The organism is Achromobacter sp. K91 (genome assembly GCF_003576205.1).
Lineage (GTDB): Bacteria > Pseudomonadota > Gammaproteobacteria > Burkholderiales > Burkholderiaceae_B > Achromobacter > Achromobacter aegrifaciens.
Genome location: NZ_QWFB01000027.1, coordinates 150,892 through 176,029, shown reverse-complemented (window position 1 = coordinate 176,029; position 25,138 = coordinate 150,892). Strand labels below are relative to the sequence as shown.

General features: G+C 67.0%; 20 protein-coding genes. 14 read left to right on the top strand and 6 right to left on the bottom strand.

The features are described 5' to 3' along the window. The first annotated feature begins 194 nt into the window (after positions 1 to 194). On the top strand, positions 195 to 2,399 hold the full coding sequence (locus DXK93_RS10310; protein ID WP_054452964.1) for a TonB-dependent siderophore receptor: 2,205 nt from the start codon (positions 195 to 197) through the stop codon (positions 2,397 to 2,399). A 16-nt stretch (positions 2,400 to 2,415) separates the two neighbouring features. On the opposite strand, the gene DXK93_RS10305 is transcribed toward DXK93_RS10310, so the two are convergent. From DXK93_RS10305 to DXK93_RS32300, 3 genes are all read right to left on the bottom strand, one after another. Next, positions 2,416 to 3,015 (bottom strand): hypothetical protein, encoded by a 600-nt coding sequence (locus DXK93_RS10305; protein ID WP_054452962.1) that lies wholly within the window; start codon positions 3,013 to 3,015, stop codon positions 2,416 to 2,418. A 201-nt stretch (positions 3,016 to 3,216) separates the two neighbouring features. Next, positions 3,217 to 5,808 carry a bifunctional aconitate hydratase 2/2-methylisocitrate dehydratase gene (acnB, locus tag DXK93_RS10300; protein WP_054452959.1) on the bottom strand — a complete coding sequence of 864 codons (2,592 nt, stop codon included), beginning with the start codon at positions 5,806 to 5,808 and terminating at the stop codon, positions 3,217 to 3,219. Positions 5,809 to 5,949: 141 nt separating this feature from the next. Continuing rightward, the gene (locus DXK93_RS32300) at positions 5,950 to 7,578 is read right to left on the bottom strand and encodes an FxLYD domain-containing protein (RefSeq protein WP_233564530.1); all 1,629 of its coding nucleotides are present in this window, start codon (positions 7,576 to 7,578) and stop codon (positions 5,950 to 5,952) included. 285 nt (positions 7,579 to 7,863) lie between these two features. On the opposite strand from DXK93_RS32300, the gene DXK93_RS10285 reads away from it, so the two are divergent. Then, the gene (locus DXK93_RS10285) at positions 7,864 to 8,628 is read left to right on the top strand and encodes a sulfite exporter TauE/SafE family protein (RefSeq protein WP_054452957.1); all 765 of its coding nucleotides are present in this window, start codon (positions 7,864 to 7,866) and stop codon (positions 8,626 to 8,628) included. Positions 8,629 to 8,658: 30 nt separating this feature from the next. On the opposite strand, the gene DXK93_RS10280 is transcribed toward DXK93_RS10285, so the two are convergent. Together DXK93_RS10280 and DXK93_RS10275 are read right to left on the bottom strand one after the other, a co-directional pair. After that, positions 8,659 to 9,099: a CBS domain-containing protein gene (locus DXK93_RS10280; RefSeq protein WP_054452955.1), complete on the bottom strand. Its 441-nt coding sequence runs from the start codon at positions 9,097 to 9,099 to the stop codon at positions 8,659 to 8,661. Positions 9,100 to 9,180: 81 nt separating this feature from the next. Further along, entirely contained in the window at positions 9,181 to 10,086 is a 906-nt protein-coding gene (locus tag DXK93_RS10275; RefSeq protein ID WP_054452953.1) for a LysR family transcriptional regulator, read from the bottom strand. Between the two features lie 155 nt (positions 10,087 to 10,241). Between DXK93_RS10275 and bktB the strand changes: the two genes are divergently transcribed. After that, the gene (gene bktB / locus DXK93_RS10270; RefSeq protein ID WP_054452951.1) at positions 10,242 to 11,423 is read left to right on the top strand and encodes a beta-ketothiolase BktB; all 1,182 of its coding nucleotides are present in this window, start codon (positions 10,242 to 10,244) and stop codon (positions 11,421 to 11,423) included. Positions 11,424 to 11,486: 63 nt separating this feature from the next. On the opposite strand, the gene DXK93_RS10265 is transcribed toward bktB, so the two are convergent. Next, positions 11,487 to 12,257: an IclR family transcriptional regulator gene (locus DXK93_RS10265; RefSeq protein ID WP_119450004.1), complete on the bottom strand. Its 771-nt coding sequence runs from the start codon at positions 12,255 to 12,257 to the stop codon at positions 11,487 to 11,489. A 112-nt stretch (positions 12,258 to 12,369) separates the two neighbouring features. Between DXK93_RS10265 and DXK93_RS10260 the strand changes: the two genes are divergently transcribed. The 11 genes from DXK93_RS10260 to DXK93_RS10210 all read left to right on the top strand — a co-directional run bounded on the left by DXK93_RS10260 (position 12,370) and on the right by DXK93_RS10210 (position 25,095). Further along, positions 12,370 to 13,248, top strand: a complete 879-nt coding sequence (locus DXK93_RS10260) for an enoyl-CoA hydratase (RefSeq protein ID WP_225591512.1) — start codon at positions 12,370 to 12,372, stop codon at positions 13,246 to 13,248. Beyond that, positions 13,245 to 15,329 (top strand): acetate--CoA ligase family protein, encoded by a 2,085-nt coding sequence (locus DXK93_RS10255; protein WP_119450003.1) that lies wholly within the window; start codon positions 13,245 to 13,247, stop codon positions 15,327 to 15,329. The genes DXK93_RS10260 and DXK93_RS10255 overlap by 4 nt, the downstream gene beginning before the upstream one ends. 29 nt (positions 15,330 to 15,358) lie before the next feature. Then, positions 15,359 to 16,327, top strand: a complete 969-nt coding sequence (locus DXK93_RS10250) for a tripartite tricarboxylate transporter substrate binding protein (RefSeq protein ID WP_119450002.1) — start codon at positions 15,359 to 15,361, stop codon at positions 16,325 to 16,327. Positions 16,328 to 16,331: 4 nt separating this feature from the next. Beyond that, positions 16,332 to 17,519, top strand: coding sequence for an acyl-CoA dehydrogenase family protein (locus DXK93_RS10245; protein ID WP_119450001.1), 1,188 nt, complete (start codon positions 16,332 to 16,334; stop codon positions 17,517 to 17,519). 5 nt (positions 17,520 to 17,524) lie between these two features. Continuing rightward, a complete protein-coding gene (locus DXK93_RS10240; protein ID WP_119450000.1) occupies positions 17,525 to 18,556 on the top strand; it encodes an acyl-CoA dehydrogenase family protein in 1,032 nt (343 codons plus the stop codon). 33 nt (positions 18,557 to 18,589) lie between these two features. Next, positions 18,590 to 19,360, top strand: coding sequence for a hypothetical protein (locus DXK93_RS10235; RefSeq protein ID WP_059372341.1), 771 nt, complete (start codon positions 18,590 to 18,592; stop codon positions 19,358 to 19,360). Between the two features lie 167 nt (positions 19,361 to 19,527). Beyond that, the gene (locus DXK93_RS10230; RefSeq protein WP_119449999.1) at positions 19,528 to 20,280 is read left to right on the top strand and encodes a GntR family transcriptional regulator; all 753 of its coding nucleotides are present in this window, start codon (positions 19,528 to 19,530) and stop codon (positions 20,278 to 20,280) included. Further along, complete coding sequence (locus DXK93_RS10225; protein WP_175181786.1) at positions 20,231 to 21,547, top strand: malonyl-CoA decarboxylase domain-containing protein; 1,317 nt, start codon at positions 20,231 to 20,233, stop codon at positions 21,545 to 21,547. Before DXK93_RS10230 ends, DXK93_RS10225 begins: the two co-directional genes overlap by 50 nt. A 45-nt stretch (positions 21,548 to 21,592) precedes the next feature. Continuing rightward, positions 21,593 to 22,384 carry an enoyl-CoA hydratase/isomerase family protein gene (locus tag DXK93_RS10220; RefSeq protein ID WP_119449998.1) on the top strand — a complete coding sequence of 264 codons (792 nt, stop codon included), beginning with the start codon at positions 21,593 to 21,595 and terminating at the stop codon, positions 22,382 to 22,384. Positions 22,385 to 22,389: 5 nt separating this feature from the next. Continuing rightward, positions 22,390 to 23,931 carry a malonyl-CoA synthase gene (locus DXK93_RS10215; RefSeq protein ID WP_119449997.1) on the top strand — a complete coding sequence of 514 codons (1,542 nt, stop codon included), beginning with the start codon at positions 22,390 to 22,392 and terminating at the stop codon, positions 23,929 to 23,931. A 192-nt stretch (positions 23,932 to 24,123) separates the two neighbouring features. Continuing rightward, positions 24,124 to 25,095, top strand: a complete 972-nt coding sequence (locus DXK93_RS10210) for a tripartite tricarboxylate transporter substrate binding protein (RefSeq protein WP_119449996.1) — start codon at positions 24,124 to 24,126, stop codon at positions 25,093 to 25,095. Positions 25,096 to 25,138 lie beyond the last annotated feature (43 nt).

Sequence of the window (25,138 nt, the reverse complement as noted above, 5' to 3'; positions counted from 1 at the left end):
TTCTCAAACAAAAAGTAACATAAATGAGAATGATTCCGTTTGCCGTAGAATGGGGCGCTCAGCAATTCCAGTCCCCTTTGGTGCAGCCGGCCCGGCAAGGCCCTGGCCTTCCGGCACATTCCAGACGCATCCGTAATTCTTAGTGCGCGCGTGACCCCATCGGGATTTTGATCTCTGCCTGCGAACTTCCCGACATGAAAATCCGAACTCTTGCCTGCATGGCCGCCGCGCTGCCGTGCTATCTCCCCGTTGTCCACGCCCAATCCGCGTCCGATCAGGCCGGCTCCGTCGTTTCCATGGACGCCATCAAGGTCGAAGCCAGCGCCGATGCCTCGGCCGGCGGCCTGGCCGAACCCTTTGCCGGCGGGCAGGTCGCCCGGGGCGGCCGCGTCGGTTTGCTGGGTACGCAGGACCTGATGGACACGCCATTCAGCATCACCAGCTACACCAATGAACTGATCCAGGACCGGCAGGCCCGCAGCGTGGGCGACGTGCTGCAGAACGACCCGGGCGTGCGCGTGGCGCGCGGCTTCGGCAACTTCCAGGAGTCGTACTTCATCCGCGGCTTCATCCTGGGTTCGGACGACGTGGCCTACAACGGCCTCTACAGCCTGCTGCCGCGCCAATACATCGCCACCGAACTGTTCGAACGCGTGGAGGTCCTGCGCGGCGCGTCCACCTTCCTGACGGGCGCAGCGCCCGGCGGCGGCGGCATCGGCGGGGTGATCAACCTGGTGCCCAAGCGCGCGCCGAACGAACCTCTGACCCGTGTTACCACCGGCGTGTCCAGCGGCGGGCAGTTCCAGTTGTCCACCGACATTGCTCGCCGCTTTGGCCCGGGCGACAGCACCGGCATCCGGCTCAACGCCGCACAGCGCAGCGGCGATACAGGTATCGACGATGAACATTCCCGTACCAGCCTGGTATCGCTGGGCCTGGATTGGCGTTCGGCCGACACCCGTTTGTCTGCCGACATCGGCTGGCAGGAGAACAAGCTCAAGCGCGCGCGTCCCAACGTGACGCTGGGCGCCGGCGTCACCAAGGTGCCCGACGCGCCCGACGCCAGCTCCAACTATGCGCAGCCCTGGTCGTATTCGAACGAGCGGGACGTCTTCGGCACCGTGCGCGGCGAACATGATTTCAGCGACAAGCTGACCGCCTACGCGGCCTTTGGCATGCGCCGCAGCGATGAAGCGAATTCGCTGGGCAACGTCACGCTGACCAACGGCAGCACGGGGGCGGGCACCTTCTACCGCTTCGACAATACCCGCGAAGACAGCGTGAACACGGGCGAACTGGGCCTGCGCGGCAAACTGCGCACGGGGCCGGTAGGCCACGAGTTCGTCGTGTCGGCATCCTTCTTCGACCTGAAGAAGAAAAATGCCTATGTGATGGACTGGCAGAACACGTATCCCACCAATATCTACAACCCGATTTCGTATGACAAGCCGCCATTCAGCGCCACCGCGCTGCGTGGCAACGACCTGGACGATCCGGCGCTGCAAGGCCGCACCCGCCTGAGCAGCTACGCCATCGGCGACACGCTGTCGTTCCTGGACGACAAGGTGCTGCTCACGGCGGGCATCCGCCATCAGCGCTTGTCGCAACGCGACTACGCGTACAACACCGGCAAGGAAAACGGCGCCTACGACGCCAGCCATAATTCGCCCGCCGCGGGCCTGGTCGTCAAGGTCGCGCCCAGCGTTTCGCTGTACGCGAACTACATCGAGGCGCTGGTCGCGGGACCGACCGCCCCGGCCAATGCCGGCGGCAAGCCGGTGCCCAACGCCGGCCAGAGCCTGCCGCCCTTCGTCTCCAAGCAGAAGGAAATCGGCGCGAAGTATGAAGGCGACGGACTGGGCGCGGGACTCGCGCTGTTCTCGACCGACAAGCCGCGCGCCATGTACAACGCCAGCAACGAACTGACCACGTCCGGCAAGGACCGCCATCAGGGCGTGGAGCTCACCATGTACGGCGAGCCCGTCAAGAGCGTGCGCCTGTTGGGCGGCCTGACTTGGCTGGACGCCACGCAGCGCTCCACCGGTAACCCGTCCATCGACGGCAACCGCGTGATCGGCGTGCCGCGCTTCCAGGCGAACATGGGCGTGGAATGGGACATCCCCGGCGTGCCGGGCCTGGCGGTGGATGGCCGCGTGGTCTATACCGGTTCGTCCTACGCGGACGACGCCAACACGCTCAAGGTGCCGGGCTGGACCCGCTTCGATGCGGGCCTGCGCTACATGATGGACGTGGACGGCCACGTCGTGACCCTGCGCGCCCGCGTGGACAACATCGCCAACCGCAACTACTGGTCGTCGGTGGGCGGTTATCCGGGTAACGGCTATCTGGTGCTGGGCGGACCGCGCACCTTCTCGCTCAGCGCGAGCATGGACTTCTGAGTTCAGGCGGCGGCGTTCACCAGAACCAGCCGCCGCGCGTGAGGTCGCTCTCGCAGCTCTTGTACTGCGCGGCGAACTTCTGGGCCCGTGCCTGCACTTTCTGCGACACGGTCTTGAGCCAGGCCTTGCGGTCGTAGCTGCGGTTGCGGTAGCCGGTCCAGCCTTCGTGGTAGTTCAGGTATTGGCCATAGGCGTCGGACTTGGACACGCCGTTGATGCGCTGGGTCTTGTTCATGTACCAGCCCATGAAATCCAGCGCGTCGGCGAAGTCGTCGCGGCTGGAGCCCCAGCCGCCGGCATCTTTCTTGTAGTCGTCCCAGGTCTCGTCCTTGACCTGGGCGTAACCGTAGGCGGAACTGACGCGTCCCCAGGGGATGAAGCCCAGGAAGTAATAGCGCGGCGGCACGGCGTCATGCTTGAAGGAGGACTCCTGGTACATCATGGCCATGGGCACCGGCACGGGCGCACCCCATTTCTTCTGCACCTTCAGGGCGGCATCGTGCCAGTCCGGCTTTTCGCGAAAGATGGCGCAGATGTTCTCGGGATTCGAGGGCGGCGCGGTGGCGCAGCCGGCAAGCGCCAGCAATAGCAGAGGCGGCAGCAAAAGCCGGGTCATTGGCGGTCTTCCTCCGGAGATCGGGGCAGGGTTGGGGGCGGATGTCACAAGTTACCGCGATTGTATGAAAACGTATCGCGGAAAAAGTTCCGTCCCTGAAATTCTCCGACCTGTGCCGCATGCGCCAGGCAAAGAAAAACGGCCCCGGATTGCTCCGGGGCCGTCCTGCAGGCGATGCAGCCAGGCTGCGCTGCCCGATGCTTAGACTTCGATGACGTCAGCCACGTCCTTGTAGTCCGCGATCTTGTCGAAGTTCAGGTACTGGTAGATCTGGTCGCCGCTCTTGTTGATGACGCCCATGTCGGCCATGTACTCGTCCTTGGTCGGGATGCGGCCCAGCTTCGAGCAGATGGCGGCCAGTTCGGCCGAACCCAGGTACACGTTGGTGTTCTTGCCCAGGCGGTTCGGGAAGTTGCGGGTGCTGGTCGACATGACGGTCGCGCCTTCGCGCACCTGTGCCTGGTTGCCCATGCACAGCGAGCAGCCCGGCATTTCCGTGCGGGCGCCGGCGGTGCCGAACACGCCGTAGTGGCCTTCCTCGGTCAGCTGGGTGGCGTCCATCTTGGTCGGGGGGGCGACCCACAGCTTGACCGGGATGTCGCGCTTGCCTTCCAGCAGCTTGGAGGCTGCGCGGAAGTGGCCGATGTTGGTCATGCAGCTGCCGATGAACACTTCGTCGATCTTGGCGCCAGCGACTTCCGACAGCGTCTTCACGTCGTCAGGGTCGTTCGGGCAGGCCACGATGGGCTCGTGCACGTCGGCCAGGTCGATCTCGATCACAGCGGCGTACTCGGCGTCGGCGTCCGGCTCCAGCAGCTTGGGGTCGGCCAGCCAGGCTTCCATGGCCTTGATGCGGCGGCCCAGCGTGCGCTCGTCTTCGTAACCGTTGGCGATCATCCACTTCAGCATCACGATGTTGCTGTTGATGTACTCGATGATCGGTTCCTTGTTCAGGCGCACCGAGCAGCCGGCGGCCGAACGTTCGGCGGAAGCGTCCGACAGTTCAAAGGCTTGTTCGACCTTCAGGTCGGGCAGGCCTTCGATTTCCAGGATGCGGCCGGAGAAGATGTTCTTCTTGCCTTGCTTGGCAACCGTCAGCAGGCCTTGCTTGATGGCGTACAGCGGAATCGCGTTGACCAGGTCGCGCAGGGTCACGCCGGGCTGCAGCTTGCCCTTGAAGCGGACCAGCACCGATTCCGGCATGTCCAGCGGCATCACGCCGGTGGCGGCGGCAAAGGCGACCAGGCCCGAGCCGGCCGGGAACGAGATGCCGATGGGGAAGCGGGTGTGCGAGTCGCCGCCGGTGCCGACGGTGTCGGGCAACAGCATGCGGTTGAGCCACGAGTGGATCACGCCGTCGCCCGGGCGCAGCGAGACGCCGCCGCGGGTGCTGATGAATTCCGGCAGCGTGTGGTGCGTCTTGACGTCCACGGGCTTCGGATAGGCGGCGGTGTGGCAGAACGACTGCATCACCAGGTCGGCCGAGAAGCCCAGGCAGGCCAGATCCTTCAGTTCGTCGCGGGTCATGGGGCCGGTGGTGTCCTGGCTGCCGACCGAGGTCATCTTCGGTTCGCAGTAGGTGCCCGGGCGGATGCCCTTGCCTTCGGCCAGGCCGCAGGCGCGGCCGACCATCTTCTGGGCCAGCGTGTAACCGCGGCCGGTGTCGGCGGGGTCCTTGGGCAGGCGGAACAGCGTCGAGGCCGGCAGGCCCAGCGCTTCGCGCGCCTTGGCGGTCAGGCCGCGGCCGATGATCAGCGGAATGCGGCCGCCGGCGCGCACTTCGTCGAACAGCACGTCGGACTTCACTTCGAATTCGGCGATGACTTCGCCGTTCTTCAGGGCGCGGCCTTCATAGGGGCGCAGTTCGACCACGTCGCCCATTTCCATCTTGGAAACGTCGAGTTCGATCGGCAGGGCGCCGGCGTCTTCCATGGTGTTGTAGAAGATCGGGGCGATCTTGTTGCCCAGGCACACGCCGCCGAAACGCTTGTTCGGCACGAAGGGGATGTCTTCGCCGGTGAACCACAGCACCGAGTTGGTGGCCGACTTGCGCGACGACCCCGTACCCACCACGTCGCCGACGTAGGCGACCAGGTGGCCCTTTTCCTTCAGGGATTCGATGAACTTGACCGGACCGCGCTTGCCGTCTTCTTCCGGTTCGAACGCGGCGCCGTCGCGCTTGTTCTTCAGCATCGCCAGGGCGTGCATCGGGATGTCGGGGCGGGTGGTGGCGTCGGGAGCCGGCGACAGGTCGTCGGTGTTGGTTTCGCCAGGCACCTTGAAGACGGTGATGGTCAGGCTCTGCGGCAGTTCCGGACGGCTGGTGAACCATTCGGCGTCAGCCCAGCTTTGCATCACGGACTTGGCGTTGGCGTTGCCCTTGTCCGCCTTTTCCTTCACGTCGTGGAAGGCGTCGAACATCAACAGGGTCTTCTTCAGCGCATCGGCGGCGATGGTGCCGATTTCAGCGTCGTCCAGCAGGTCGACCAGCGGGCCAATGTTGTAGCCGCCCAGCATGGTGCCGAGCAGTTCAGTCGCCTTGGCGCGGCTGATCAGCGCACAAGCTTCCTTGCCCAGCGCCACGGCAGCCAGGTACGAAGCCTTGACCTTGGCGGCGTCGTCCACGCCGGCGGGCACGCGGTGGGTCAGCAGGTCGACCAGGTTCTGCTCCTCGCCAGCGGGCGGGTTCTTGAGCAGTTCGATCAGTTCAGCGGTTTGTTTGGCCGTAAGGGGCAGCGGGGGGATCCCCAGAGCCGCGCGTTCGGCAACGTGTTGGCGGTAATTATCCAGCATGTGAGGCCTGCTCAAAGTCGGGTTGGAAGAAGGGTTGTTCGCCGAATTGTAGAGGGAACAGGGGGACGCAAGCAAATGTCTTATATCTTATATAAGACTTGAGCCCATAGCTGTTGCTTAAGGGCGACGCAGGACGGCACCCTAGCGCGGCCCGGCGTCGTACACCACGCCCACCCGGGCGAAGTTGCCGCCGTATTGCTTGACGTCGACCTGGAACGGCGCGCTTTCCTCCGGCTTGAGCTTGGGCAGCCGCAATTCCTGGAAAACCGCGCCGGTCAGCTTGTCCTGGGCGTCGTAAAGGCTGATCCAGACCTTGACGTTCTCGACCTCGGCCTGGCTGTCATTGCGCACGCGGCCGTGCACGGTCACGTACTTGTAGCGGAAGCGGTGGGTGAAGTTCAGGGTGCCGGTGCCGACCTGGGCCTCGGTGTTCTCGACCGTGACCGCTAGCTTGGGGCGCGGGCCGGGCAGGGCGGCGCGCTTGGCGGGCAGCCAGTCGGTCTTGACCTCGGTATAGCGGTCGACGCGGCCGGTCAACGCCACCGGCACCCGCTCGCCGGGGTACAGGCGCGCCGGCAGGCTCCAGCTCTGGCGCAGGTCCAGCCGGTTGGAACCGTCGAACACCGTAATGTTGGCTTTCGGCGACAGGACGACGTACTGGTCGCTGGTGTTGACCAGTTCGGCGTACAGGACCGGGCGCTCGATCTCGTCGAGCAGGCGGCGCGGCGCGGACAGCTTGAGCGCGCTGGCGTCGAACAGCGCGAAGTCCGGATCCAGCAGTTCCGCGGTCGTCAGGCGCACGTGCTCGATGATTCGCGGGTCGGCCGGGCTGACGCGCACGATGCGGCTGGCGGGCGTTTCCGCCTTGGACGCGGCAGACGCTGCGGTGTGGGTCTCGCTTTGCACCATGTAGTCGTAGGAGGCGACCCGGCCCTCGGTCAGCATCTCGCAGCGCACGTCAAAGGAGGTCAGCGCGTTCGGCGCCAGCGGGCTGGCGGCGCCGTAGCCGTTGCCGGTGCCGATCAGCTTGCCGTCCTCGTCGTACAGCATCACCGTGATCTGGCTGCTGTTGGCCTCGTTGGCGCCGTTGTTCTTCAAGAGGCCGACCAGGCGGTAGGCGCCGTCGTTGCGCACTAGCTGCACCTTGCTGGCGGCCACGTCGTTGTTCCTGTCCCGCGCCAGCGTCGGCTGCGAGACCTGCAGCGTATAGCGGCTGTAGGCCTGGCTGGGCGTGGAGATGATGACAGGTGTGTACTCGCCCGGCTGCAGCGAACGCGCCGGCGCCGAGCTGGAGTTCGACGGCAGCGACAGGTCGCCCTGGAAGAACGAAGCCGTGACGCGCGGCACGTCGATCTTCTTGCCCGTCTCGTTGCGCATGATCATGACCAGCTGCGTGCGGTCGCGGACCCGGATCTCCTGCACGTCCGTCAGCTTGACCAGCGAGGCGTCGATGGGAGGCGGCACAGGCGGCTGCCGTGTGACGGTCGGTTTGGACCCGATCATGGAGGCGACCAAAGGCACGGCGATTACGGCGGCGACGGCGACTGCCACCGCCGCGATGGCGCGCGGACCGAGCTGCGGCTTGGGAGCCGGCTGCTGCATCCCGCGCAGGATCTTCTCCAGCCGTTGGGCGACGTTGTCTTCGACCAGCGTGACCGCGTGGCAATGGCTGCAGCGGTATTCGTTGGTGTCCAGCTTGGTGAATTGGGCGCTGCCGCAGGTCGAGCAGGTCAGCGTCACCGTGTTGATCGTGGTCTGTTTGGGCGTCATTCTCGCAGCCGTGCGCGCCGTATCCAGACGGCGCGGCGGATGGCGCGGCGGGAGCAAGGCGCAAGGGATTTACAGGGCGGCAAGGATAGCGGCAGGGCGCGCCGGTCATGGTGCACGAGCGCATCCAGTTGTGACAAAGTGTGAGTCGGCGCATCCCGGTGCTATGATCGCCGGCGGAAAAAACCCGATCCCAAACCCCTAACGCTGTTCCCCGTCGATCCGCTCCCGCGCCGCGCAACGCGCCGCTCCGGGCAGAGCCGAGGCAGGTCAGGCTCTCCCATTAGCATGAGCATTTCCCAATATTTGCTGTTCCTCGCCTGCGTGGCGCTCGCCACCTATGCGCAGACCATGACGGGCTTCGCCTTCGGGCTGGTGCTGTTGGGCCTGTCGGGCGTGTTCCAGCTGGCTTCCGTGTCCGAAGTGGCCAACGTGGTCAGCGTGCTGTCGCTGGTGAACGCGGCCGTGACGCTGGCACGCGCCAAGCCGCAGGTGAACTGGTCGCTGATGCGGCCCGCGATGGCCAGCAGCCTGGTCGGCGTGGGGGCGGGCGTGGCGGCGCTGGCCTGGATCAGCGGCTCCATGGGCGTGCTGCTGCAACTGCTTTTGGGCTGCACCATCCTGGGCTGCGCGGTGCTGTTGATCGCGCGTGCGCAGCCGCTGGCGCATGTGTCCTCGCGCGGTTCGTTCGTGTTCTTCGGCGCGATTTCCGGCGTGCTGGGCGGATTGTTTTCCAGCGCGGGTCCGCCCATGGTCTATCACCTGTACCGCCAGCCCCTGCCGCTGGCCGCCATCCGCAACAGCCTGCTGATTCTGTTTTCGCTTAACGCGGTCGTGCGCCTGGCGCTCGTGACCGGGCAGGGGGCCTTCATGGCCTCGTCGTTCTGGTTGAGTCTGCTGGCGTTGCCGGTTGTGATCGGCGTCACCTGGGTGGCTCGCCGCTACAGCACGGCGGGCTCGATGAAGACCGTCAAGCGCATGGTGTTCGTGCTGTTGCTGGCGGCCGGCATGGGTTTGATCGTGCCGGCATTCAAGGCGCTCGCGGCGGGCTAGCCGCGAGTCCGTCGCATGGACCGCGCGGCGTCAGCCGCGTTCGCCGGTGATGTAGCGTTCGAGTTCGTGGATGATGAACTTCTGTTCGCTCATGACGTCCTTGACCAGGTCGCCGATGGAAAGCAGGCCGACCAGCTTGCCGTCCTCGATGACAGGCAGATGACGGAAGTGGCGTTCCGTCATCATCGCCATACAGTGTTCGCGCGTGTCCGCGCGGCTGACGTAGTAGACGGAATCGGTCATGATGTCGCGCACCTTCGTGGTACGCGAGGAGCGGTCCTGCAGCACGATCTTGCGGGCGTAGTCGCGCTCGGTCAGCATGCCCAGCACCGCGTCGCCCTGGACCACCACCACGGCGCCGATGCTGCGTTCCGCCATGATTCTGACGGCTTCGAAAACCGACGCGTCGGGCGAAACCGTCACGACGGAATGATTGGCTTTTTCCCTGAGTATCTCAGCAACTGTCTTCACGATGCGCTCCCGGATCGCTGGTGAGGATAAAACCCATGCTCCATCCTAAGCCTGGCGGCCGTGTTGCCGCAAGCGGCGCGCTTATTTCGCGTTCTTGTCCCGGAACGCCTGACTGGCCATTTCGCGCAGGTTGCGCGTGGCGCTGCGTTCGGTCGCGGGGTTCCATGCCAGCGAAATGCCGATCGTTGCATCCGCGGGAAAATCGGCCAGCGTCTTGTAGACGACGTTGGTGCCGGGCAGGCGCCGGCCGCCGGCTGGTACCAGGGCCACGCCCAGGCCGCTTTCCACCAGGCTGAGCAGCGTCTGCACCTGCACCGCCTCCTGCGTGATGCGGGGCGTGAAGCCGCGTAGCTGGCAGGCGTTGATGGCGGCCATGCGCAGGCCGGCAGCCTCGGTGGCGGTGTACATGATGAAGGCCTCGTCGGCCAGGTCCGCCAGGCGGATGCGGCCGCGCCGCGCGAGCGGATGCGTCTTGGGCACGGCCAGCGCGAAGTTCTCGGTCGTCAGCGGCGCGAGCCGCACGTTCGATCCCATCGCCACCGGCACGCGCACGATGCCGATCTCCAGGGTGTCTTCCTCGAGTTCCTGCATGATGCGTATGGAGGTGGCTTCGCGCAGCACCACGGTGACGCCGGGATAGCGTTGCCGGAACTGCGGCAGGATGCGCGGCAGCACGCCGTGCGTGGCCGAGCCCACGAAACCGATGCGCACGGTGCCGCCTTCGCCCGCGGCGCCGGCGCGCGCCGCCTGCCGGAACTGTTCGGCATGGAACAGGGCGCGGCGCGCCTCGTCCAACGCGGCCAGGCCGGCTTCGGTGAGTTTCACCCCCTGGCGTCCGCGCAGGAACAGCGGCACTCCCACCATCTCTTCGAGCTTGCGTATCGAGACGGACAGGGGCGGCTGCGACATGTGCAGTTTTTCGGCAGCGCGGTGGAAATTCAGCGTTTCGGCCAGGACCAGGAACTGCTGCAGATGACGGAAATCCATGCGGGCGCTCCAGATGGCATTGGGCATGGATGATATCAAGTTCATATCGATGAGGGTATTGGTGCTATCCCTTCGGTATCAGGAAGTCACGCCGCGCAAGCCCCGGGCGCAAGACGGCGGCGGTATGATGGAACGCATTACAAGGAGGAAACACCATGAATGAAGTCATCGTCGCGTCCGCCGTCCGCACCGCCATCGGCGATTTCGGGGGCGCGCTGAAAGACGTGCCGCCGTGCGACCTGGGCGCAACCGTCATCAAGGCCGCGCTGGAACGCGCCGCCGTCAAGGGCGATGAGGTCGGGCACGTCGCCGTGGGCCACGTCATCAACACCGAACCCCGCGACATGTACCTGTCGCGCGTGGCGGCCATGAACGCCGGCATCGCCAAGGAAACCCCCGCCTTCAACGTCAACCGCCTTTGCGGTTCGGGCTTGCAGGCCATCGTGTCGGCTGCGCAGACCATCATGCTGGGCGATGCCGAAATCGCCATCGGCGCGGGCGCCGAAAGCATGAGCCGCGCGCCGTACATCGCGCCGGCGCAGCGCTGGGGCGCGCGCATGGGCGATAGCGTGATGCTGGACATGATGACCGGCGCGCTGTCGGATCCGTTCGGCCGCATGCACATGGGCGTGACCGCCGAGAACGTGGCGGCCAAGTTCGGCATCAGCCGCCAGGACCAGGACGCCGTGGCCGCGGAATCGCATCGCCGCGCCGCGGCCGCCATCGACGCGGGCTACTTCCGCGACCAGATCGTGCCGGTGGTGATGAAGTCGCGCAAGGGCGAAGTGGTGTTCGACACCGATGAGCACGTGCGCCGCGACGTCACGGCCGAAAACCTTGCGGGCCTGAAGCCGGTGTTCCAGAAGGAAAACGGCACGGTGACGGCGGGCAACGCTTCGGGCCTGAACGACGGCGCGGGCGCCGTGGTGCTGATGAACGCCTCGGTCGCGGCCAAGCGCGGCGTCAAGCCGCTGGCGCGCCTGGTGGCCTATGCCCACGCGGGCGTGGACCCCAACATCATGGGCATCGGTCCGGTGCCGGCCACGCAGGCCGCGCTCAAGCGCGCCGGCCTGACGGTGGATCAGCTGGACGTGATCGAAGCCAACGAAGCGTTCGCGGCGCAAGCCTGCGCGGTGTCGCGCGAACTGAAGCTGGATCCGGCCAAGGTGAACCCCAACGGCAGCGGCATCGGCCTGGGCCACCCCATCGGCGCCACCGGCGCGATCATCACCGTCAAGGCGCTGCACGAACTGCAGCGCGTGGGCGGGCGCTACGCGCTGGTGACCATGTGCATCGGCGGCGGCCAGGGCATTGCCGCCATCTTCGAGCGGATCTGAAGCGCCTAGGGGCGCCTCTGGGCGCCCGGCCGCAAGACTGCCCCCTCGCTGCGCGAGGGGGCTTTATTTTTCCAGGTAGTCCTGGGCCCACGCCTGGCACTCGGCGCGCAGCAGCGCGCCCATCTGCGCCCGTCGCGGCGCGTCCAGCCGGCTGCTGATCGCGCCGAAGCTGAATGCCACCCAGGTCAGTTCCGACACCCGGAACGCCACGCCCACGCCCGACACGCCGGGCGTGATGGTGTCCACGATTTCCGAATAGCCCGCTGCGCGCGCCTGCCTGACCGATTTCATCAGGGCAGCGCTGGATGCGCCGATCTGCGCGTAAGTGGCGGAGTGCCGCGCGTACAGCGCGGCGATTTCCTCGTCGGGCAGGGTGGCCATCAGCGCCAGGCCGCCCGCGCCCACGCCCAGAAGACGCCGCTCCCCCTGGTCGATGGTGAATACCTTGACGGGGAACGAGCCAGCCTCGCGCAGCAGGCACAGGGCGTAGTCGCCCTGGCGTATCACCAGGAACACCGTGTCGCCCGACAGGCGCGCGAGCTTCTGCGCAAACGGACGCAGCGCGTCCAGGAGCGGCGTGCGCCGCAGCGCCGCGAATCCCAGTTGCATGGAATCCACGCCCAGGCGGTAGCGCCGGGTTGTGGCGTCGCGCTCGGCGAATTGCTCTTCCAGCAGGCAACTGAGCAGCCGGTGCGCGGTGGAGCGTTCCAGTCCGGCCTCGGCCATGACGCCTTGCAGGTCTATGCCGTCTTCCTGGTGCTGCGCCAGTACGCGCAGCAGGCCCAGGGCGCGCCGCATGCTCTGGGTACCGCCTGTGGATCCGCTGTTGTTCATAATGTGGGAAATATTGATTGAATATTTTGTATTTTAGGATTCCAGGTGCGTTAATTCAATCCAGTCGACCGCGCCGCCTCTCAAGGCGCGGCAGAACAAGGACGAGGAGACCATGGAATACGCCACCCTGGCCGTCGAGCGGCACGACTCGGTATGCCGCATCAGCCTGGCGCGCGAATCCGCGCGCAATGCCCAAAGCCAGCAGATGCTGGACGAACTGGATGACGCGTTGACGCGCGCAGAACGGGACGACTCGGTGCGGGTCGTGGTGTTGGCCGGGCGCGGCGCGCACTTTTCCGCGGGCCATGACCTGAAGGAAGCCCAGGCCAAACGCGCCGACTTCACGGTGGAGGAGCGCTGGGATTACGAGTCGCGCCGCTACTACGGCTATTGCATGCGCATCTGGGACTTTCCCAAACCGACGGTGGCGCAGGTGCAGGGCGCCTGCGTGGCGGGCGGTTTCATGATCGCCAATATGTGCGATCTGGTGGTGTGCTCCGACACCGCCTATTTTTCGGATCCCGTCGGCCACACGCTGGCGGCCGCCGCCACCGAGGTGCTGATCCATCCCTGGGTCATGGGGCTGCGCAAGGCCAAGGAAATGCTCTACACCGGCGAAAAGGTGGACGCGCAGGAAGCGCTGCGCATCGGCATGGTGAACCGCGTGGTGCCCGAGGCCGAGCTGGACGCCGCGACCCTGGCGCTGGCGCAGCGCATTGCCCAGGCGCCGCCCTTCGGCCTGCGCCTCATCAAGCGCTCGCTGAACCGCACCGCGGACGCACAGGGTTTCCGCACCGCTCTGTCGGCGCATTTCGATACGCACCAGCTGTCGCATCTGAGCGAGGAGTTCCAGGCCGTCCGTGCACGCGGCCTGGCGCAAGCCATCCAGCGCAACAAGCAAATGGCCCCACGCGACGCAAGCGCGCTGCCCCCCGAGGGGGCGCCTTTTGCCTTGGGGCGGCCCGGCGGCAAAACGGGTGAGGCAGCATGACTCTGGACCCCTTGCTCAACCCGCGCTCCATCGCGATGATCGGCGCCAGCGCCGACGCAGGGCGCATCGGCGGCATGCCGCTGGATCTGCTGACGCGCTTCGGCTATGCGGGCGGCATCTATCCCGTGAATCCGAAGTACCAGGAAGTCTTCGGCCGCCGCTGCTGGCCGGACATCGAGTCCGTGCCCGAGGCGGTGGACCTGGCGGTGCTGGCCATCGCGGCCGCGGACGTCACGCCCATGCTGCGCCGCTGCCACGCAAAGGGCGTGCGCGCCGCCATCGTCTACGCCGCGGGCTTTGCCGAAGCGGGCGGCGAGGGCGCGCGCCTGCAGGACGAGCTGGAGGCCTTCGTGGCCGAAAGCGGCATGGCCGTGGCGGGCCCGAATTGCATGGGCTTCGCCAACCTGAACACGCAGGCCTACACGGCGTTCGCCTCGGTCTTCAAGACCGCGCCGGCGCAGACGGGGCCGGGCAAGGTCAGCCTGCTGACGCAAAGCGGCAACGTGTGCGCGGCGGTGTACGCGATCGCGCGCCGGCTGGACCTGCCGTTCTCGCATTTCATCAACACCGGCAACGAAGCCTGCCTGGATTTCTCGCAATACCTGGAGTACCTGGCGGCCGACCCGCAGACGGAAATCGTCCTGGGCTACATAGAACAGTTGCGCAATGGCGAGCGCTTCAAGCGCGCCTGCCGCGAACTGGAGCGCCAGGGCAAGCTGCTGATCGCGCTGAAGGCCGGCACCACGGACAAGGGCGCGCAGGCGGTGCAGTCGCATACCTCGGCGCTGGCCGGGGACCGGCGCGTGTACGGGGCGGCCTTCCGCCAATTGAATGTGATCGAGGCCACCGATTTCGCGCAGATGGCGCATCTGGCCAGCCTGGCTACGCTGCGTCACCGCTCGGCGGGCAAGCGCGTCGCGGTGCTGACCATGTCGGGCGCGCTGGGCGCCATCCTGGCGGACAAGTTCATCGGCGCAGGACTGGAGTTGCCCGATCTGCCGCCGGACCTGCAGGCGGTACTGCGCGGCGGGATTCCCGACTATGGCATGGTCGGCAATCCGGTGGACGTGACCGGCAACGTGGTCAACGATCCCGCCTTTGTGCATACCGTGCTGGAAGGGCTGGCCACCACCGATGCGATCGACGCCGTCGTCGTGTATGCGCCCGGCTACATGCTGGACCGCATGGCCGACGCGCTGACGGACGTGTCGCGCCGGCACAAGCGCCTGTTCGTCGCCATCGATACCGGCCTGGCCCAGAGCCGCGCGGCCTTGCGCGACGCCGAGGTGGCCGTGTTCGAGGACTTGGGTCTCGCGGTCGCGGCCCTGGCGCCTTACCTGCTGTGGTGCGAGGCGCGCGGCGCCAAGCGCATCGCGGCGGCGCCGCAACTGGACGCGCCAGCGGTGCCGGCTGTGCCCTGCAATGAAGCGGATGCGCGCGGGTACGTGGCTGCTTTCGGCCTGCCGCAAGCGCGGACCAAGGTGGCCGCGAACGCGGATGAAGCCGTCGCGCAGGCGCGGGAGGCCGGATATCCGGTTGCCCTGAAGATACTGAGCGCCGACATCGCCCACAAGACCGAGGCGGGTGGCGTGGCGCTGAACCTGGCCGACGACGACGCCGTGCGCCGCGCGTACGGCGAGGTGACGCGGGCGGCGGCCGCGGCGCAGCCAGGGGCGCGGATCGACGGCGTGATGGTGCAGAAGATGGAGCGCGGCGTGGCCGAGATCATCGTCGGCGCCACGCGCGATCCCGTCTTCGGTCCGGTGCTGACCGTGGGGCTGGGCGGCGTGTTGACCGAGCTGTACCAGGACACCAGCCATCGCCTGCTGCCGGTGGACGAGGACATTGCGCTGCAAATGCTGCAGGAGCTCAAGGCCTACGCGCTGCTTGACGGTTATCGCGGCAAGCCCCAGGCCGACGTGGCGGCCGCGTGCCGCAGCATCGTGGCCGTGGGCAATGCCTTGCTTGCCGCGCCCGCGCATGTGGCGGAAATCGAAGTCAATCCATTGCTGATCAAAGAGGCTGGACAGGGCGTTGCGGTACTGGACGCGCTGATCCTGCCCGCAACCCGTAGCGCCTAGCGCGCAATCCATCCCAGGAGGAGACAAGCATGATGAAGAAACTATTGGTTGGCGTCGCGCTGGCTTGCATCGGCGTCACGGGTCCGGCCATGGCCCAGGACAGCTATCCCAACCGTCCGATACGCATCGTGGTGCCGTTCTCGCCAGGAGGCGCGACCGACATTATGAGCCGCCTGCTGGCGGAAAAGCTCAGCGGCAAGCTGGGCCAGCCGGTAATCGTGGAAAACAAGCCGGGCGGCGGCACCATGATCGCGTCCGACTACGTGTCGCGCGCCGAACCCGACGGCTATACCTTGCTGATGGCGGCTTCGTCGCTGGGCATCGCGCCCAGCATCTACGCCAAGGTGAACTACGACCCGATCAAGGACTTCGCGCCCATCAGCCAGGTGGCGTCGGTGGTGCACGTGCTGGAAGTGCATCCCTCGGTGCCGGCCAAGAACGTGGGCGAGCTGATCGCCTACCTGAAGGCGAATCCGGGCAAGGTCAGCTACGGTTCGGTCGGCACCGGCAGCTCGACCCATCTGGAAGCTGAACTCTTCAACAGCATGGCGGGCGTGCAGATGACGCACATCCCGTACAAGGGCAGCGCGCCAGCGCTCAACGATCTGGTGGCGGGCCGCCTGCAGGTCATGTTCGACGCCTGGGCCTCGTCCGGCCCCTTCGTGAAGGACGGCAAGCTGCGCGTGTTGGCGGTGACTACCGCCCAGCCCTCGGCCTCGGTGCCGGATCTGCCGACCGTTGCGGCCTCGGGCCTGCCGGGCTATTCCGCCATGCCCTGGCTGGGCCTGGTGGCGCCGGCGCGCACGCCGCAGCCGGTGGTGGACAAGATCTACAGCAACCTGGCGCAGATCCTGCAACAGCCTGACGTCAAGGCGCAGTTCACCGGCCTGGGGCTGGACATCATCGGCAGCGATCCCAAGACTTTCGCCGCTTTCATCCGCCAGGACGTGACCACGTGGGCCAAGGTCGCGCGCGATTCGAACATCCGCCTGGAGTAATGGCATGACGCAGTTGGAAAGCGCCGCGCGGGAAGACGAGACGTTCCGCCTGGACCTGCGCGGCTGGCTGGCATCGGCCTACGCGGGTTTCGTCAAGGATTGGCCGGGCGGGGCCGAGCCGCGCAGCCTCGATTTCCGGCGGGCCTGGGAAGACACCCTGTGCGCCAACGGCTGGTCCGGTTTGGGCTGGCCCAAGGAGCACGGGGGCCGCGCCCTGCCGCTGTCGCGGCAGGCAGTGTTCCACGAAGAGCACGCGCGCTGCGGCGCGCCGCTGGGCGTGAACCTGATCGGACACGGCATTCTGGCGCCGACGCTGCTGCATTTCGGCACCGAGGCGCAGAAGCGCCGCTTTTTGCCCGGAATCCTGTCGAACCGCGAGGTCTGGTGCCAGGGCTATTCGGAGCCTGGCGCCGGCTCCGACCTGGCGTCGGTGCTCACGCGGGCGGAGGCAGCGGCGGGCGGCTATCGCTTGAACGGCCACAAGATCTGGACCTCGTTCGCCGACCGCGCGCAATGGTGCTTCGTGCTGGCGCGCACCGATGCGCAGGCGCCCAAGCACAAGGGGCTGAGCTTCCTGCTGGTCGACATGCGCAGCCCCGGCGTGCGGGTCGAACCCATCCGGCAGATTACGGGCGAGGCCGAATTCTGCGAGGTGTTCTTCGAGGATGTGTTCGTGCCCGAAGACTGCCTGCTGGGCGCGCCGAACCAGGGCTGGAAGATCGCCATGGCCGCGGCCAGCTTCGAGCGCGGCACCTACTTCATCCCGCGGCTGGTGCGCTTCGCGCAGGAACTGCGCCAGGTGCGCGAACTGGCGTTGCGCGCCGATGCCTACGGCCACGTTCCGGCGTCCTCGGCCGCGGTGCGCCATCAGTGGGCGCGGCTTGCGGCCGACAGCCATGTGCTGGCGTTGAAGTCGCAGCGCGCGCTGGCTGGCGCGATGCGCGGCGATCCGCCGGGGCCCGAAGGGTCTTCCACCAAGATCCATTGGAGCGAAGCGCATCAGCGGCTGCTGGAACTGTCGCTGCAACTGCTGGGCGAGGATGCCTGCCTGGCGGACGACGCGAGCGACGCGCATGCCGCCGAACTGACGCATGCCTATCTGTGGTCGCGCGCCGAAACCATATTGGCCGGCACCTCCGAAATCCAGCGCAATATCATCGCCGAGCAGATGCTCGGCCTGCCCAAGGCTTGAACCTCATGGATCTGCATCCGACCGAAGACCAGCGCATGCTGGACGACGCGGCCCGGCGCTTTCTGGCCGACCGCCATCCGCCCGCCACGGCACGCGCCGCGGCCGGCAAACCCTATGAAGCGCGCCTGGCGCAATGGCGCGAGATCGCCGCCCAGGGCTGGCCGGCGTTGCTGGCGCCGGCCGCGCAGGACGGACTGGGGCTGGGCATGCGCGAAGCCTGGATCGTGGCCGAAGCCGCCGGGCGGCACCTGTTGAGCCTGCCGCTGGCGGCCAACATGGCGATACTGCCGACCCTGTGCGCGGCGGGGCCGGCCGCGGGATGGGCTGCCGCCGTGATGGCGGGCGACACCTACTTTGCTGACGCTGCCGTGCGTCCCGACGGATCGGTCTTCATCGAAGGCGCGGGCGAGGGCGTGCGTGCACTGGCCGTGCGGCGCTTGAGCGCCACCGCCCTGCGCCTGGAGGCGCTGGCGCCCGTATCCGGCGAGGCGCGGCTCGATCCCACCATGCCGGTGGCGCGCGTGACCCGCCCGCAAGTGCTGGACAGCGTCGATCTGGAGGTCGAGGCGGGAACCTGGGAGCGCCTGCGGACGCGCCTGCGCCTGTTGCGTTCGGCTGAGCTGCTGGGCGCTGCCTCGGCCGCGCTGGACATGGCGGCGGCCCATGCACGCGAACGCCGGCAATTCGACCGCGCCATCGGCGCCAACCAGGCGATCAAGCATCGGCTGGCGGAAGACTGGATGGCCCTGGACGACGCCAGGCTGGCGGGCGTGGCAGCGGTTGCGGCGCATGACGCGGGCGCGGCTTCGGCGGAACGCGACAGCCTGTTCGCGCCATTGCTTGCGGTGGAGGCGGGCCGGCGCGCGGCGCAGAACGCCATCCAGGTCCACGGCGCGTTGGGCGTCACCTGGGAGTGCGATGCGCACCTTTACCTGAAGCGGGTGCTGCGGCTGGCGGCCGGCCTGCAAGCCGAAACGTCCCGCGCGGAACTGCTGGAACGCATCTGGGAGAGCGGGGACGGCCGGCTGGCCGCCTGACGCAGAGGCGGCGTCCGACCTACAATCGCCGCCATGCATAAATCGAACTTTCCTTCCGAGCTGGACCAGCCGACCCTGTCCGAGGTGGACGGCGTCCGCTATCTGCACTTCAACACCGTCTGGGTCCAGGGCGCCATGCGCATCAAGAACCCGTCGGAGCTGGTGCTCGAGTACACCGCCCAGATGATGGCCTGGCTGCTGTTCCTGGAGCCGCCCAAGGACGAAGCCATCGGCATGCTGGGCCTGGGCGCCGGCTCGCTGGCGCGCTACTGCGTGAAGCACACGCGCAGTCCCTTGCTGGCGGTGGAATGGAATCCGCGGGTGACGGCGGCCTGCCATATGTTCTTCCGCCTGCCGGGCGCGAACCGCCTCGAAGTCGAACACGCCGACGCCGGCGCCTGGGTGGCCGATCCGCTCAACGCGGGGCGTTGCCCGGTGCTGATGGTGGACTTGTACGACGCCATGGCCGAGGGACCGGTGCGCGACAGCGTCAAGTTCTATCGCGACTGCCGCCGCGTGCTGGGCGAGGTCGGCGTGCTGGCCGTGAACCTGTTCGGCCGCCACGAGAGCTTCGGCAAGAACATCGACAACCTGTCCAAGGCCTTCGACGACCGCATCGTGCTGCTGCCCGAGGTCGAGGCGGGCAACCAGATCGTGCTGGCGTTCTCCGGCCCGCGCCTGGAAGTCACTCCCGCCGAGCTGTTGGCCCGCGCCGAGGTGGTGGAGGCCAAATACGGCCTGCCGGCGCGCCGCTGGGCCCGCTCCCTGACCCGCCACGCGGTCGATGGGGTGCTGCACTTCTGATTTTGTCCCCATTTTTCGGGATGAATCGACGGGCCTCCGGATGCCGGAGGCCCTTTTTATTCCTAGGGTAGCTACCGAGGAGCAAGGGGTTTTCTTTTTCCCGCATCCAGCACTATCATGGCCTTATTCATAATTATGAATTACGGTGCAGTCCAGGCCGCTGACCCATGACCCTTCCCATCGTCCGGCAAGCCCTCTACCTGGAAGTCGCGGATCGCCTGCGCGGCATGATCCACGCGCGCTCCCTGCGCAACGGCGAATGGATAGACGAACTGCGCCTGGCGGGCGAGCTGGGCATCTCCCGCACCCCCTTGCGCGAGGCGCTCAAGGTGCTGGCCACCGAAGGGCTGGTGCGGCTGGAGCCGCGCCGCGGCTGCTTCGTCAATGAACTCTCGGCGCAAGACCTGGAAGACATCTTCCCGCTGATGGCCATGCTGGAAGGGCGCTGCGCCTTCGAGGCCGCGCGCAAGGCCAGCGATGCCCAACTGGCCGAGCTTGAACCCCTGCACGCGGCGCTGGCGGGCCATGCCCAGGCTGGCCGCATCGATGCCTACTACAAGACCAACTACCTGATCCACGAAGCGGTGCAGGCCCTGGCCGGCAACCAATGGCTGTCGGACATGGTGGGCAATCTGCGCAAGGTGCTGAGCCTGTCGCGCCACCGCAGCCTGTCCCAGCCCGGCCGCATCCAGCAGTCCTGCGCCGAGCACCTGGCCATGTTCGAAGCGCTCAAGGCGCACGACAGCGAGGCCGCGCAGGCGCTCGCGCACAACCACCTGATGCGCCAGCTGGAAGCGCTGCGCGCATTGAGCCATGCGGACGCCGCCGATGCGGCGCCGTCCGATCCCATCGTCATCGAGGAGCCCGCCCATGTCCGCACCCGCCAATCTCGCGCCCGCGCGCGGCGCACGCACGCCTGAGCCCGAGGCCGAGGCCATCGATGAAGCGGCCGCCGCCGAAAGCGCGGGCCTGATGTCCCGCCTGGGCAAGCTGTGGGAACGCGGCCGGCTGCCCAGTGAATCCGAAGTCCGGCGCTTGTTCGAAGCGCGCCTGACCGACGTGGCCGCCAACAAGCTGGCCCGCCGCTGGTGCGAGCAGTACAGCGCCGCGGACGGCAAGGACCGCCGGCTGATGCTGACCGCGCTGGCGCAGGCGCGCGGCAGCTACGCTGGCGAAGGCGGCGAGGGCGCGCGCCTCTTCAAGCGCTTCAATGCGCAGCCCCAGGGCCTGCGCTTCCTGGTGGAGCTGCGCGCGGACATGCTGCGCTGGCGCAAGCAGGTGGCGGGCATTCAGATGCTGGACAAGGACCTCGAGGGTCTGCTGTCCGCCTGGTTCGACGTGGGCCTGCTGGAACTGCGGCCGCTGACCTGGGATTCGCCTGCGTCGCTACTGGAAAAGTTGATCCTTTACGAAGCCGTGCACGAGATCACCTCCTGGGACGACCTGCGCCGCCGCGTTTCGCCGGACCGTCGCTGCTACGCCTATTTCCATCCGCAGATGCCGGGCGTGCCGCTCATCTTCGTGGAAGTCGCCTTCGCCAGCCAGATGGCCGACAACGTGCAGGTGCTTTTGGACAGCACGCTGCCGCCGCAGGACCTGGACAAGGCGCGCTGGGCCATCTTCTATTCCATCTCCAACACGCAACCCGGCCTGAAGGGCATCAGCTTCGGCAACTTCCTGCTCAAGCGCGTGGTGGAGCAGCTGCTGCATGAACTGCCCAAGCTGAAGTCCTTCGCCACGCTGTCGCCCATCCCGGGCTTCGCCGACTGGCTGGGCAAGCTGGACGCCGAGGCGGTGGAGGCCATCGTGCGCGAGGACAAGGTGCGCGCCAAGGCGCGCAAGCGCGAGGGCGTGCCCGACGGGCGGCGCTGGGTTGCGCGCCTGGCCAAGGCGGCCCAGGGCAAGGCCGCCGACGTGGTCAAGCGCGCGGGTTTCCGCCTGACAGCCAATTATCTGCAGTCCATGAAGAACGGCATGCCGGTGGACGCGGTGGCGCGTTTCCACCTGGGCAATGGCGCGCGCATCGAACGGCTCAATTGGGCCGCGGATACCTCGCCCAAGGGACTCAAGCAGTCCTGCGGCTTGATGGTGAACTACCTCTACGACCTCGACGAGCTGGACGACAACCTGGCCCGGCTGGGCGAGGGCAAGCCCCAGGTCAGCCGCGGCGTGGGGCGGGTGGCATAGGCGTCGCGCCCGCGGCGCAACTACATAAGAAAGAGGGCAGGAGACATGACGGACAACGTGGCCGGCCGCGTGCTGCTGGAACGCGAGGGCGATCTGGCGCGGGTGACGCTATCGCACCCGGGGCGCCTGAACGCGATCACCGTGGGCATGTGGCATGAACTGCGGGACGTATTCACGCGCATTGCGCAGGACGATACCGTGCGCTGCGTGATCGTGCGCGGCGAGGGCGGCAACTTCGCCGCCGGCGCCGACATTCGCGAGTTCCCCGCGCAGCGCGGCGACATGGCCGGCGTGCAGCGCTACCACCGCCAGGTGCTGGCGCCTGCCTTGCAGGCGGTCGCCCTGTGTCCGCATCCGGTCGTCGCGCAGATCGAAGGCGTATGCGTGGGCGGGGGGCTTGAGATCGCCAGCCAGTGCGATCTGCGGATCGCGGGCGAATCCGCGCGTTTCGGCGTGCCGATCAACCGCCTGGGATTTCCCATGGCGCCGGACGAAATGAGCGGCCTGCTGGCCTTGGTCGGACGCGCCGCCACCCTGGCCATCCTACTGGAAGGCCGCGTGTTCGGCGCGGCCGAGGCCCGCGAGCTGGGCCTGCTGACGCGCGTCGTTCCCGACGACCAGGTGGTCGACGCGGCCAAACGCAGCGCCGAGCGCATCGCGGCTGGCGCGCCGCTGGCCGCCCGCATCAACAAGCGCCTGTCGCGCAGGCTCGCCGCCGGCGGCGCCTTGACCGAAGACGAATACCAGGATTATTTCTCGTACGCCGACAGCCGGGACCACAAGGAGGGCGTGCGCGCCTTCCTGGCCGGCGTGGACCCTTCCTTTTCCGGAGACTAGACAAGGTGAGCAACGCTAATCTATATGCTGTCCTGCAAGGCGGCTTTCCCAAAGACCGCAGCAAAGTCGCGCTGGAAACGCCCGACTTGCAATACACCTGGGACGACATCGATCGCGCCACCGCGTGCCTGGCCAATCTGCTGACCTCGCTGGATCTGCCGGCCGGTTCGCGCGTGGCGGTGCAGGTCGAAAAGTCGCCCGAAGCGCTGCTGCTGTACCTGGCCACCTTGCGTGCCGGCCTGGTCTACCTTCCGCTGAATACCGCCTACCGCGAATCGGAAATCGAGTACTTCCTGGGTAATGCCGAGCCGGCCGTGGTGGTCTGCGCCAGCAAGAACCTGGACTGGGTGCAGCGCGCGGCAGACAAGGCGGGCACCGCGCACGTGTACACGCTGGATGAAGACCGCAGCGGCACGCTGCTGGATGCCGCGGGCGGCCTGCCGCAGACTTTCAAGACCGTCGCGCGCAAGCCCGACGATCTGGCTGCCATCCTGTACACCTCCGGCACCACCGGGCGCAGCAAGGGCGCGATGCTGTCGCACGGCAACCTCGCCGCCAACGCCCGCGTGCTGCACGACTATTGGGGTTGGCGCCCGGACGACGTGCTGCTGCACATGCTGCCGATCTTCCATGTGCACGGCCTGTTCGTGGCCTCGCATGGCGCCTTGTTGGCAGGGGCCAGGATGATCTGGCTGCCCAAGCTCGACGTCGACCAGGCCTTGCACTACCTGCCGCAGAGCACCGTGATGATGGGCGTGCCGACGTACTACGTGCGTCTGTTGGCCGACCCGCGCTTTGACCGCAGCGTCTGCGCCAACATGCGCCTCTTCATTTCGGGCTCGGCGCCCTTGCTGGCAGAGACCTTCTCGGACTTCCAGAAACGCAGCGGCCACGCCATCCTGGAACGCTATGGCATGAGCGAGACGGTCATGCTTACCTCCAATCCCTATGACGCCAAGCTGGGCGAACGTCTGGCGGGTACCGTGGGCCGCGCTCTGCCGCAAGTGCAGGTGCGCGTGGTCGACGATGCCGGCATCGCGCTGGCGCCGGGCGAGATCGGCAACGTGCAGGTGCGCGGGCCGAACGTGTTCTCGGGCTACTGGCGCATGCCGGAAAAGACCGCCGAGGAATTCACCGCCGACGGCTGGTTCAAGACGGGCGACGTGGGCCGCTGGGGCGGCGAGTCCGCGGGACGCGACGTGCCCGTCGACTACCTGTCCATCGTGGGCCGCAGCAAGGACCTGATCATTTCCGGCGGCTTCAACGTGTACCCCAAGGAGATCGAAACGCTGATCGACGACATGCCCGGCGTGGCCGAATCGGCGGTCATCGGCGTGCCGCACGCAGACTTCGGCGAGGCCGTGGTGGCCGTGGTGGTGCCCAAGGAAGGCGCGGCGCTGGACGCGGACGCGATGCAGGCCGAGCTGAAATCGCGCATCGCCAATTTCAAGGTACCCAAGCGCGTGCACATCATTGGCGAACTGCCGCGCAACACCATGGGCAAGGTGCAGAAGAACGTGCTGCGCGAAACCTACAAGGCGCTCTGACGTACTTGCCGACCGCTCCCCGATCTGGGGAGCGGGTTTTCTTCAGGCCCAGCGTGTGATGCGCAGGCCATCTTTCAGGAGCGCTCGCCCCCAAAAAAACCGCAAGTCCCAGCAGCCCATTCCATACAAAAACTTCAAGAGACGAGACGCACATAACCGCGCCGTCCCCATGCTGCAGCAAGAGGAGACAATATGAAATATCGCACCACCGCCGCGGCCGTATTCGCCGTGGCCGCCCTGGGCTTTGGCGGCGTCGCCGCCGCACAATGGCCCGAACGCCCGATCACGCTGATCGTCCCGTTCCCCGCAGGCGGCGGCACGGACACCTTTGCCCGTCCGCTGGCCCAGCAACTGACCACGCAGCTGGGCCAGCCCGTGGTCATCGACAACAAGGGCGGGGCGGGCGGAACCGTGGGCGCGGGCGTCGCGGCCAAGGCCAGGCCTGACGGCTACACCTTCTTCATGGGCGGCGCGCACCATGCGCTGGCCCCCTCGCTGTACAAGAACCTGAACTACGACATCCAGAAGGACTTCGTGCCGGTCGCGCTGGTCGCCCAGCCGCCGCAGGTCATCGTCATCAATCCGTCCAAGCTGCCGGTGAAGACGGTGCAGGAATTGATCGACTACGCCAAGAAGCGTCCCGGAGAAATCAACTTCGGCACTGCCGGCAAGGGCAGCACGCATCACCTGGCCGGCGAGCTGTTCGCCATGCAGACCGGCATCAAATTGGTGGACGTGCCCTACCAGGGCGCCGGGCCCATGCTGTCGGCCCTGATCGGCGGACAGGTGGACCTGGCGTTCGACGGCCTGGGTTCGTCCGCCGGCCATATACGCTCCGGCACGATCAAGCCCCTGGCCGTGGCTGCCACCGAACGCTCGCAATCGCTGCCCGACGTGCCCACCGCCGCCGAGGCCGGCGTGCCGAACTACGTGGTGTCGACCTGGTACGCGATCTGGGCGCCCGCTGGCACGCCCAAGGAAGCGGTGGACCGGATGAGCGCCGAGATCACCAAGGCCCTGAATGCGCCGAAGATCAAGGAAACCTGGGCCGGCAACGGCTCGGCCGTGCCCACCCTGACCGGCGCCGAGTTCGGCAAGTTCGTCGATAGCGAGGTTGGGCGTTGGGCCAAGGTGGTGAAGGACTCGGGGGTGAAGCTGGATTGATGAGCCGCGAGTCAGGCGTGCGCCACGTGGCGCGCGCCCTCCC